The following is a 12,382-nucleotide window of genomic DNA, read 5'->3' on the forward strand; positions in this document are numbered from 1 at the left end:
TTTTTCACACACATGAAAGGAAGAAGCAAATTGACAATAGATAAAATCGTAATTAAAGGTGCAAAAGTCCACAATTTAAAAAATATAGATGTTGAAATACCGCGTGACAAGTTTGTCGTCATAACAGGGCTTTCTGGTTCAGGGAAATCGTCGCTGGCATTTGACACGATATATGCGGAAGGACAGCGTAGATATGTAGAGTCTTTGTCAGCCTACGCGAGACAATTTTTAGGCCAGATGGACAAACCAGATGTGGAGTACATCGAAGGTTTATCGCCTGCAATATCAATAGATCAGAAGACTACCAACAGAAATCCTCGCTCTACAGTAGGGACGGTTACAGAAATATACGATTATTTGAGGCTATTGTACGCAAGGATAGGTATACCACATTGCCCTAAATGCGGCAGAGAGATCTCCATGCAGACAGTTGATCAGATGGTAGACAGAATAATGAAGTTGGATGAAGGCACCAGGATACAAGTCCTTTCGCCTATCATAAGAGGACGTAAAGGCGAGTACCAGAAGCTCATGGAAGATATTAAAAAAAGTGGATACGTCAGAATGAGAATAGATGGAATAATGTACGATTTAAGCGAAGACATAAAATTAGAAAAAAACAAAAAACACACCATAGAGGTTGTTGTAGATAGAATAATTGTAAAGCCACATATCGAGTCAAGGCTTACAGATTCAATAGAATCTGCACTAAAGCTGTCAGATGGAATCGTCACAATTGACGTCATAGGTCAAGAAAGCTTTACAATGTCTGAGAAGTATTCATGCCCTGACTGCAACATAAGCATTGAAGAGCTTTCTCCAAGGATGTTTTCTTTTAATAGCCCTTACGGTGCTTGCCCTACGTGTGCTGGTTTAGGAGAATTTATGAGAATCGATCCAGAGTTGCTTATAAGGGATAGAAGCAAGTCGTTAAAAGATGGAGTGTTTTCTGGATTTATCGTATCACAGGAAAGTTACACGTATCAAAATATTTTAAACCTTGTAGAAAGCTATGGATATAGTGAGAATACTCCATTAGAAGAGTACAGTGACGATTTGATAAATGTGCTGCTGTATGGGAAAGATAAAAACGGCAAGAGGCATGGATTTGAGGGAATAGTAAATAATTTGGAGAGACGGTATAATTCCACTAATTCAAGCTTTATGCGGGAAGAAATAGAAAAGTACATGAGGCCAATCGTATGTCCTGACTGCCACGGCGCTCGCCTAAAACCAGAAGTGTTGGCTGTCACTGTAGGCGGCATACCTATAAACAAGATGACAGATTTTTCTGTGACAGAACTTCTCCAATTTATGGATGAGCTTAAATTGACAGAAAGGGAGGAGTTTATTGCATATCAAATAATTAAAGAGATTAAAGCAAGGCTTAATTTCTTAAAAGACGTAGGGCTTGATTACCTTACTCTTTCAAGGAATGCAGGCACATTGTCAGGCGGAGAGTCTCAGAGGATAAGGCTTGCCAGCCAGATAGGCTCAGGGTTAGTAGGGGTCACTTATATACTTGACGAACCCAGCATAGGGCTTCACCAAAGAGATAATGAACGGCTTTTAAATTCACTTAAAAAGTTGAAAGACCAAGGGAATACGTTGATTGTGGTTGAGCACGACGAGGATACCATGTTTGCTGCAGATTACATCGTCGACGTAGGGCCAGGGCCCGGAGAGCACGGCGGTAAAATCGTTGCTGCGGGAACAGTGGAAGACATCATGGCATGTGAAGAATCTCTTACTGGTCAATACTTGAGTGGGAAGAAAAAAATCGATGTTCCTAAGACGAGGAGAAAGCCCAATGGCAACTACTTGACAATTCGCGGTGCGGCTGAAAACAACTTGAAAAATATAGACGTCACGTTTCCGCTTGGCATACTTATATGTATAACGGGTGTGTCTGGATCAGGCAAAAGTACCCTTATAAACGAAATTCTCTACAAAGCGTTGGCACAAAAATTGTACAAAGCAAAAGACTTGCCTGGGAAATATGATGCATTAGAAGGAATCGAGAATATAGACAAAGTCATAAACATTGATCAGTCACCTATAGGAAGAACCCCCAGATCAAATCCAGCTACGTATACTGGTGTATTTGATCCTATTAGAGAGCTGTTTTCAAATACGCCAGATGCCAAGATGAGAGGTTATAAACCTGGCCGCTTTAGCTTCAACGTCAAAGGTGGAAGGTGCGAGGCTTGCAGTGGTGATGGCATAATAAAGATTGAGATGAATTTCCTCCCGGATGTATATGTGCCATGTGAAGTATGCAAAGGCAACAGGTATAATAGAGAAACTTTGGATATAAAATACAAAGGTAAGAATATATCTGATGTTTTAAATATGACAGTGGAAGAAGCATTGGAGTTTTTTGCCAATATACCCAGGATAAAAAGTAAGTTAGAGACATTGAATGATGTCGGATTAGGTTATATTAAGTTAGGGCAGCCTTCTACGCAGCTTTCTGGTGGTGAGGCACAAAGGGTAAAACTGGCGACTGAATTATCAAGGCGTTCTACAGGCAAGACGGTGTATATACTTGATGAGCCTACTACAGGTCTTCACTTTGCAGATGTCGATAGGCTTTTGGATGTGCTAAACAGACTTGTAGATGGCGGCAATACCGTAATTGTGATAGAGCACAATCTTGACGTCATTAAATCTGCTGATTACATCATCGACATGGGGCCTGAAGGCGGAGACAGAGGAGGAACTATTGTGGCTACTGGAACACCAGAGGAAGTGGCTGAAAACAGCCTGTCGTATACAGGGCAATTTTTGAAAAAAATTCTTGCCAGATAATGAGGTGTTTTTATGTATCAACTGGCAGCAAACATATTAAAATATGTATTATTACTGCTTATATATCTTTTTTTGTACAGAGTTTTTAAGATTATTTACCTTGACATTAAGGGTGTAAGAAAAGAAAGAGAGATTACAAAGGCAAAGTTGGTTTCTCTTTCAGGCATGGGCAGTTTTAATCTTTTTGAAGTGACGACAATTGGCAGAGCCGATGATTGTGATATAGTCGTTGATAATCCTTATGTATCCAGCAAACATGCCATGATCAGAAAAAAGGGCAAAAAATACATCATACAAGATCTAAATAGCACAAACGGGACATTTGTAAATGGTAGGCGCGTAAAAAACATCGCCAGATTGAAAAATGAAGATGTAATAAAATTGGGGAATGAAGAGTACAGATTTTTGATTTAAGGTGGTATTTGATGGAAGAGTATGTTAAGACTGGCTCGAAGGCTATGAAAGATATTTTTTTGATATTTGTAATTGCGTTTATGTTGCTTTTTATATATCATAAACCTAAAGGGTTTGACACGATTTACTTCACGTTAGCCTTTTTGCCGCTTATTTACATCGTTTATTATTTGCACGTGAGGCTTTTTCCGATGGGAGAAATTCAACTTATCATATTAAGCTCTTTTTTGGCAGAGATGGGCCTCATAATGATATACAGAGTAGCACCTGATTTGATATTGAAGCAAATTGCCTGGATATTTATAGGCTTTATTTTGTACTTCGCCTCATCATACGCTTCTCTGCATTATGATTTTTTTTACAAAGTTAAGTACGGCGACTACGTGTATTTAGCAATATCCTTTATTTTGCTTTTTTCTACGTTTATATTTGGAAAGGAAATAGGTGGCTCTAAAAACTGGCTTACGTTTGGTTCCGTTTCAGTACAGCCGTCTGAAGTGGTAAAGATAATTTATATCATATACCTTGCAAGGTATTTAAAAGACCATAAGACTACAAATGACATAATAAAAATAGGCGCAATAACAATTTTAATTGTAGGAGTTTTAGTGATTGAAAAAGACCTTGGCACTGCGCTATTATTTTACCTTACAACGATGTTTATGATATTTGTGGCAACTTCAAGCGTGCTTTACACAGGCGTGGGGACAGCTTTTTTAGGAATTGGAGGCGTCATTTCATATTTTCTTTTTAACCATGTTCGAGTAAGGATACAGGCATGGCTAAATCCGTGGATGGATGTTCCTGGTAAAACATACCAAATTGCCCAGTCTCTCTTTGCAATAGGTGCAGGTGGCTTTTTTGGTACGGGTCTTGGCATGGGGCATCCCGAATATATTCCGGTTGTGGCCAGCGATTTTATTTTTTCAGCCATCAGTGAAGAGTTTGGAATGTTGGGAGCTGTCGCTATAATCTTGGTCTACTTTGTGATAATGTATAGAGGCATAAAAGTCGCTCTCGATGCCAAAGATGAATTTGGTGCTTTGATCGCCATAGGACTTATCAGTATATTCAGTTTACAGGTGTTTACAATAATAGGCGGCGTCATAAAATTCATACCACTGACAGGCGTAACACTTCCTTTTGTAAGCTACGGCGGAAGTTCAATGGTAATGAGCTTTATAACATTGGGCATGTTAAACGGCATCGCAGTAAGAGAGGATGAGGATGTTGAACAGTATGAACCGCAACATTAAAATACTTTTTGCCGTCTTTTCAATTCTTTTTTTTAGCCTCATAGCGTACCTTTCGTACTTTCAATTGTATGAAAAGAATAAACTTATTACAAGCTCATACAGTGTATATAACAAAAGGCTGATTGAACAGGAAAAAAAGATTTTAAGGGGAAGCATTTACGATAGAAATGGCAATGTCCTGGCAAAAAGCACTATCGTGAATGGTGAACAAATTAGGCAGTATCTCGATGGCGTGCCTTTTGCAGATATAATCGGCTACAGCAGGAGGATATATCAACAAGGCAGTACAGGCATAGAAAACACGTACGACAGAGAACTGTTGGGAATGATCAATACAGATCCTATGACTTTTTTAAGAGAGACTGTATTAGGTAAAAGTCAGGTTGGGGATGATGTGGTACTGACTGTAGATAAAAGACTGCAGGATTTGGCGTATAGCCTTTTAGGTGGAAGAAAAGGTGCTGTGGTGGCTTTAGATCCGAAGACAGGCGCGGTGTTGGCGTTAGCATCGTCCCCATCCTACGACCCAAATTCTTTAGGCGAAAACTGGAGCAGCGTGATGAACAGCCCTGATCACGTCGTCTTAAACAGAGCCACGCAGGGATTGTACCCTCCAGGTTCAATATTTAAAATTATAACGGCCTCTGCTGCTTTGACGTACAAACCTGACATTTACAATCAAACATTTAATGATATAGGGTATGTAACAGTTGATGGGAATAAGATCACAAACTATGACAACATAGCGTATGGGACTATAGGGTTTCAAAAGGCATTTTACGTTTCTTCCAATACCTCTTTTGTAAAGATAGGACTTCAACTGGGACGTTCGAATTTAGAAGCGATGGCTAACAAGTATGGACTGAATGACAGCGTTCCATTTGACATACCTGTTGAAAAAAATCAGTTTCCATCAATTCCGCTGATAAACGGCAAGGTTCAATTAGCAGAAAGCTCCATTGGTCAAGGCAAGATTTTAGTCACGCCGTTGACGATGGCTTTGATGGCTTCGGCACCTGCGAATGGCGGAGTTATCATGAAACCATATCTTATGGATTACGTCAAAAATCCAGTCACTGGGGAGATATTAGAAAAGACGACACCCGAAAAATATCTAAATCCGATAACAAAAGATGTAGCTGATAAGATAAAACAGCTTATGATAGGGGTTGTACAGCAAGGTACAGGTACGGCGGCGCAGATACCAGGCATTACTGTCGCAGGCAAAACAGGTACTGCAGAAAATCCGCATGGGCAAGCACATGCTTGGTTTGTAGGATTTGCACCTGCTGACGATCCAAAGATCGTCGTCTCAGTAATCATAGAAAATGGCGGCGCTGGTGGAGCTACTGCTGCGCCTATTGCCAGAGAAGTCATTAAGGCGTATTTAGGCTATTGATATAGTGTAAATATACCATTTAAGGTGATGATATGATAAACATTGAAGAAAAATTAAAATTGTTGCCTGACAAACCAGGCGTCTATATAATGAAAGACTCAAGCGGCAAGATAATTTACGTTGGAAAAGCTGTCATCTTAAAAAATCGCGTAAGGCAGTATTTTCAAAATCAGTCAAATCAGCTTCCAAAAGTCAGAACAATGGTAAAGCATGTTGCAGATTTTGAGTACATTGTGACAGATACAGAATTGGAAGCCCTAATATTGGAATGCAACTTAATAAAAAAGTATAAGCCTAAGTACAACATATTGCTTAAAGATGATAAAAACTACCCCTATATAAAGATAACTGTAAATGAAGACTATCCAAGGATTGTATTCACCAGAAGAGTTGAAATGGACGGTGCTAAGTATTTTGGACCTTACAGCAGCGCATTTGCGGTAAGGGAGACGATAAAACTTTTAAGACATATGTTTCCTTTAAGGTCATGCAACAGAAACATAGAGAGAGATATGGGCAAAGGCAGAGAATGTCTGTATTATCACATTGGATTGTGTTCAGCACCGTGTACAGGCCGTATAACAAAAGAGGAATACAGAAAACTGACAGATGATGCCTTGATGTTCTTAGAAGGCAAGCGGGATGTGCTGCTTAAAAAGCTAAAGGAAGAGATGGAAAAGGCAGCGGAAAACATGGAATTTGAGAAGGCTGCAAAATTAAGAGATCAAATATACGGAATCGAGAAGACATCAGAGAAGCAGAAAATAGTTTCTGCATCTTTAGATGATCAAGATGTAATATCTATGGCAAGAAGCGCAGAGGATGCTTGTATTCAAGTGTTTTTTATAAGAGATGGAAAAGTAAGCGGAAGAGAACATTATTTTATGAAAAATACTGATGACATGGATAGAAGCGATATTATGGCGTCTTTTATAAAGCAATTTTACGACAGTGCACCTTATGTACCAAAAGAGATCATATTGGATGTAGACATGGAAGAAAAGGATGTTTTGATGGAATGGCTTTCTGAAAAGCGTGGAAACAAGGTGTCTATCGTCGTTCCATCAAGGGGTAAGAAGAAAGAGCTGGTAGATATGGTATATGAGAACGCCCTTGAAGCTTTAAAAAATGACGTAAACTTAAAGATGGAGAGGCATAAAAACGATGCTGTATCAGAATTATCTAACCTTGTAGGAATTGACTATGCCGAGAGAATTGAGGCTTTTGACATATCAAACATAAGGGGAACCGATAATGTAGCGTCGATGGTCGTATTTGTAGATGGAAAACCTCATAAATCGTCGTACAGAAAGTTCATCATAAAGACGGTTGAGGGGCAAGATGATTACGGCAGCATGAGAGAAGTCATCTCAAGAAGAATATCTCACGGGCTTAAGGAACAAAAACAGATTGAGACTGGTGAGCTTAAAGAGGAGAAGGCTAAGTTTCACATTATGCCAGATCTCATTCTTGTTGACGGTGGACTGGGGCATGTCAAGACAGCAATAGAAGCGTTGCAGCAATTAAATGTTGACATTCCTGTGTATGGAATGGTAAAGGATTCAAAGCACAGGACGAGAGGATTAGTTTCGCCTGATGGAGAAATAGATATGCCTATGACTGGTAGGGCTTTTAGGCTTGTGGCTGAAATTCAAGATGAAGCCCACAGATTTGCCATCACATTTCACAAAGATACAAAAAGCAAGAAGCTAAGAAGCGATCTTTTAAATATACCAGGAATTGGTGAGAAGCGGATGAAAGCGCTGTATGAGGCTTTTAAAACAATCGATGGCATTAAAAATGCTACAGTCGATGAGCTTAAAAAAGTTGAAGGAATGAATGAGAAAGCTGCTAATGCTGTATATGATTATTTTAGAAGTCATTGATAAACGGAATTAAAAAGCATTGATAATTTTCCATAATCATTAGCAAAAATTATCTATTCTATGGAAAAGGCGATAAATAACTTTTACTTTATGTTAGTGAAGCCTCTCCATCTAAACACAAAGTGTTATAGATGGAGCTTCCTACTGCATTAACAGTAGAACTACCTGTCATAAATACAGTCTAATCACGTAATATAACCACAAATGTGATTATATAACTTTAACTAGACTAATTAATGTAGACAGGGTCTGCTGACTTCCCGCTGCAATCTCAGGAACTTTTGCCTGATATTGCAACCTCTCCTTTTCAGAAAGAGGTTTTAATATTTCTCTTATGAAATATCTTGCACCTATGTTGTATGATGCATTTAAATCCGCATGATATTTTTTACCTGTTGCAAATTCACATATGTCTTTTTTATCATTTCTTGTTACTTTTCCTGTACCATCAAACGCTAATGCTGATGAGTTTTTAGGATTGATCCACGATACTCTTATTCCATAACTGTGTGCTATGTCACAGACTTTCTCTTGTATTTTTTGCTTTGCCCAATATTGCAGTTTTATCCTCATTCTTCGTGCATAATTGCCTTTTGATTTTAATTTTCCTAAATGCTCAAATACTATTACATCGGCTTTATTGTCTACTGCAAATTTTATTATTTGATGGACAGTATCATTGACGATCTGATTTTTTATGTTGTTTATTTTTCTCCACAGGTTAGGCTTTCTGCCAATGCCTGATATTCTTTGTGCTTTTGCTAGCTTGTTGATTTTATGATACAGACGGTCTTTTTCTATAGGCTGGTTTATGAATATCCTTCCTATGACAGTTCCGTCATATTTCATTGCACTGCATACGGCAGAATTGGTTAATCCTAAATCTACTGATATTATTGTTCTGTCTTTAAGTGGAACATTGTTTAATTTAACTGTCTTTTTATATGTGAAATAAAGATAATATTTCCTTCCGCTTTTTACTAATGTCGGATTCATTTCTTTGAAGTTTGTCATGTCTCTATGATTAAGATTTTTTGTATTGAATTCTATATAATTCCATACCCAGTCATTGTTTTTGTAAACTTTAATTTTTGCTGTATTGTTTCCTGTACGCTCAAACATATTGTCTTTATAAAACACTGGATATGAATATCTTTTTGTTCCTAATACAGGCATTTTGTCTTTTAGTATTTTTCCTTTTGCCTCATAGTCAGCTTTTTTCTTAAGGTAGTTTTCTAAATTTGAATAATAGCTTTTTACTGCACCAAGTGATTCGGCTGTAGCTGCTCTTCTTAAGTATGAAGGAAACTTGTAAAATCTATCGTCAAAATCATATTTTGCTTTGTTTTTCTTTGTGTTGTGTATTAATTTTTCTATAAAGTTTAATTGTTTTTCTACAGTCGCCAGTGTTGATATGGCATTCCATTCAGCATTTATTATACCGATTATATACGACAGTGCTTGATTGTATATGACTATAGTATCATTAAATGATTTGTCTGTTATTTTGATTTTAAATTTTACTGTTTTAATGCATTCCATATCAACACCATCTTTACAAATTCTTCTTATTATCAATAATATCATAAATTTATTTTGAAAAACAAATGATTTAGTACTTTGTTAGTCTAAACTTTTGTTATAAGTGGAAAATAGGGTTACTGCTTATATATTCAATAAACAAATAAATAAAAGGTTCTATCAAATGTTAATAAATTCGACTAAAAAAAATTGATTCTTCAGTGTGTAGTGCGTATATTTGAAAGTATATATTATACGTAATCAATTAGACCTCTTATCGACACTTCACCAGATGTTATCGCTTTTTTTTCGCCATTTTTGAATGCGACGATGAGACTGCCATCATCGCCTATGTCAACAGCTTGCCCTACATATTCTTTATTGTTCATGATGACTTTTACATCATTCCCCAATGTCAATGAGTATTTTTTGCACAGATTTCTAATGCTGAAAAATCCCTCATCAAGGAATGTACGATAATACCTTTCAAAATTGTTTAACATAGACGCCGTTAAAAGCTTTCTGTCTATTTTTTTCGAAGCCTCAATGGAAAGGGATGTGGCCTTATCCTGCAAACCAACTGGAAAACTGTCAATATTGACATTTACTCCTATGCCCACCACTATAAAATTTATCTTGTCTATTTCGCCATTCATTTCTGTCAGGATTCCACAAGCTTTTTTGCCATTCACGATAATATCATTTGGCCATTTTATGTAAGACGTCAAATTTGTCGTTTCTCTTATTGCGTCTACCAATGATACTGCTGCGACTTGCGTCAGTTTAACTGCATCATTAGGTGCTATATTCGGTTTGAGTATAATGGACATCCATATGCCTTGTTTTTTGTAAGAAACCCACTGCCTTCCCATGCGACCTCTTCCAGATGTCTGTTCTTCTGCAACAATCGTCGTCCCGTCAGGAGAGTCTAAAGCTATTTCTTTTGCATAGTCATTTGTGGATGATATGCTGTCAAAGTACAGATAGCTTCTTCCTATAAAATCAGTTTTTAGATGTGGAGATATTTCGGTGTAGTTTATTACGTCAGGTTCTTCTATCAGAATATATCCTGATTTGTGCTTGGAGTCTATGATGTAACCATCTGACTTCAACTCATTTATGCACTTCCACACTGCTGTCCTTGAAACATTTAACTTGTCGCACAGCTCTTGACCTGATGTATATTTTCCTTTATTTGATTTCAAAATCAACAAAACATCATTTCTTAGCAACATTGCTCACCCTTAATTTTAGATTCAAGTCTATTATACAAGAAAAATAATTAGCGACAAATAGTTTATTAAATAAGGTAATTTATTTACATATTTGATATAAAATAATATAATTAATGTAAAGGTCAGCAGTGCCGGTTAGGAGGTAATAGATTTGTTAAGTGTTTCTGTTGAGGATTTAATTAAAGATCTGAACTTAGAAGTCATAGTAGAAGCTAAGGAAAAGATCGATATAACCACAAGTGATGTAAATAGACCGGGTCTTCAATTTTCGGGATTTTATGAGCATTTTGCTAAAGAGAGAGTTCAAGTCATAGGGATGGTGGAAACGGCTTTTATAGACGAAATGCCTCTCGATTTGTTAGCCGAAAGGGCTGATAAATTTTTTGAATACCCTGTGCCTTGCGTAATCGTCACAAGGGGATTGAATATTAAAAGAGAAATCGTAGATGCGGCACAAAAGCATGGCCGTTATCTGTTAAGGACAAAGGAATCATCTACAAAATTCATAAGCAGACTTATTAATTATTTGGAAGAAAAATTGGCACCGCAGATTACTATTCATGGAGATCTTGTAGATGTATATGGCGTTGGTGTGCTTTTATTGGGAGAAAGCGGCATAGGTAAAAGCGAGACAGCCCTTGAGCTTATAAAAAGAGGTCACAGGCTTGTGGCTGATGATGCAACAGAGATCAGGAAAATCAGTGATTACGTCTTGCAAGGAAGTTCACCCGATATAATACGACATTATATAGAGATAAGGGGAATAGGAATACTTGATATAAAGACGCTTTACGGTGTTGGCTCAGTCAGGGATAACATGAACATCGATTTAGTGATACAATTAGAGGAATGGGATGAAGACAAGTACTATGATAGGCTGGGACTTGATGACGATTACATAAAGTTTTTAGACATAAAAGTTCCAAAATTAACTATACCTGTAAGGCCAGGGCGAAATCTTGCCATAATAGTTGAAGTCGCGGCCATGAATCATAGGCAGAAACAAATGGGTTACAACGCTGCCCATGAGCTTAATAAAAAATTGTTGAAACAGATTTCCACATAAAATATAATTGTTGTAGTGATTGTTTTAAATTTTTATATTCGAAAGGGATGCAAAGTCTGATGAATCTTTTACTTGATACACATACACATACAGTGGCAAGTGGACATGCGTACAGCACGATAATGGAAAATGCCAAAGCAGCATCTGAAAAAGGTCTTAAGCTTATCTGCATGACTGATCATGGGCCAAAAATGCCTGGTGGGCCACATATCTTTCACTTTGGCAATTTAAAAGTCATGCCAAGAGAGATATATGGCGTTGAAATATTAAGAGGTGTTGAAGCAAATATAATGGATAGAGATGGAAGTCTCGATGTTCCAGATGAAATCTTAAAAAAGATGGATGTCGTCATTGCCAGCCTTCATGATGTGTGTTTTCCTTACAGGGATGTAGAATCAAATACTGAAGCCATCATTAATGCGATGAAAAATCCATATGTAGATATCATCGGTCATCCCGGCAATCCTTTGTTTGAGATCGATGTTGACAAAGTATTAGAAGCGGCATTGGAACATGATACGTGTATAGAGATAAACAACAGTTCTTTTGTATCTTCCAGAGTCGGAAGCTATGATAATTGCCTTTTGATAGCCAAAAAGGCTTCAATGAAAAATGTAAAGATTTGTGTCGGAAGCGATGCGCATATATCGTTTGATGTAGGAAGATTTGACAAGGCTTTAGAAGTAATCGAAAGCGCAAATATTGAAGATGAATATATTTTGAATACAGATGTAGGCAAATTTAAAGATTATTTAAAATCGAAGGGGAAACTTAGATATTGAGTTAAAGAGGAG

The 12,382-nt window shown here is 37.4% G+C and carries 9 protein-coding genes; 7 read left to right on the plus strand and 2 right to left on the minus strand.

Annotated elements, in window-relative coordinates; translation table 11 throughout:
- The first annotated feature begins 30 nt into the window (after positions 1-30).
- The 5 genes from uvrA to uvrC are packed head-to-tail and all read left to right on the plus strand — an operon-like array spanning position 31 to position 7,766.
- Positions 31-2,811 carry an excinuclease ABC subunit UvrA gene (gene uvrA / locus ACZ42G_RS03010; protein ID WP_464852095.1) on the plus strand — a complete coding sequence of 927 codons (2,781 nt, stop codon included), beginning with the start codon at positions 31-33 and terminating at the stop codon, positions 2,809-2,811.
- Between the two features lie 12 nt (positions 2,812-2,823).
- The gene (locus tag ACZ42G_RS03015; RefSeq protein WP_014758136.1) at positions 2,824-3,225 is read left to right on the plus strand and encodes an FHA domain-containing protein; all 402 of its coding nucleotides are present in this window, start codon (positions 2,824-2,826) and stop codon (positions 3,223-3,225) included.
- Between the two features lie 11 nt (positions 3,226-3,236).
- Positions 3,237-4,481: an FtsW/RodA/SpoVE family cell cycle protein gene (locus ACZ42G_RS03020; protein WP_464851321.1), complete on the plus strand. Its 1,245-nt coding sequence runs from the start codon at positions 3,237-3,239 to the stop codon at positions 4,479-4,481.
- On the plus strand, positions 4,453-5,880 hold the full coding sequence (locus ACZ42G_RS03025) for a peptidoglycan D,D-transpeptidase FtsI family protein (protein ID WP_464851322.1): 1,428 nt from the start codon (positions 4,453-4,455) through the stop codon (positions 5,878-5,880). Before ACZ42G_RS03020 ends, ACZ42G_RS03025 begins: the two co-directional genes overlap by 29 nt.
- A gap of 35 nt (positions 5,881-5,915) precedes the next feature.
- A complete protein-coding gene (uvrC, locus tag ACZ42G_RS03030) occupies positions 5,916-7,766 on the plus strand; it encodes an excinuclease ABC subunit UvrC (protein WP_464852096.1) in 1,851 nt (616 codons plus the stop codon).
- Positions 7,767-7,976: 210 nt separating this feature from the next.
- Here the strand turns inward: uvrC and ACZ42G_RS03035 are convergent, their stop codons facing one another.
- A complete protein-coding gene (locus tag ACZ42G_RS03035) occupies positions 7,977-9,353 on the minus strand; it encodes an RNA-guided endonuclease TnpB family protein (protein WP_464851324.1) in 1,377 nt (458 codons plus the stop codon).
- 185 nt (positions 9,354-9,538) lie between these two features.
- Positions 9,539-10,519 (minus strand): biotin--[acetyl-CoA-carboxylase] ligase, encoded by a 981-nt coding sequence (locus ACZ42G_RS03040; protein ID WP_464851326.1) that lies wholly within the window; start codon positions 10,517-10,519, stop codon positions 9,539-9,541.
- 154 nt (positions 10,520-10,673) lie between these two features.
- On the opposite strand from ACZ42G_RS03040, the gene hprK reads away from it, so the two are divergent.
- Together hprK and ACZ42G_RS03050 are read left to right on the plus strand one after the other, a co-directional pair.
- Positions 10,674-11,588: an HPr(Ser) kinase/phosphatase gene (gene hprK, locus ACZ42G_RS03045; protein ID WP_014758144.1), complete on the plus strand. Its 915-nt coding sequence runs from the start codon at positions 10,674-10,676 to the stop codon at positions 11,586-11,588.
- A 59-nt stretch (positions 11,589-11,647) separates the two neighbouring features.
- On the plus strand, positions 11,648-12,370 hold the full coding sequence (locus ACZ42G_RS03050; protein WP_464851327.1) for a PHP domain-containing protein: 723 nt from the start codon (positions 11,648-11,650) through the stop codon (positions 12,368-12,370).
- Positions 12,371-12,382 lie beyond the last annotated feature (12 nt).

The sequence above is a fragment of the Thermoanaerobacterium calidifontis genome (assembly GCF_055381745.1).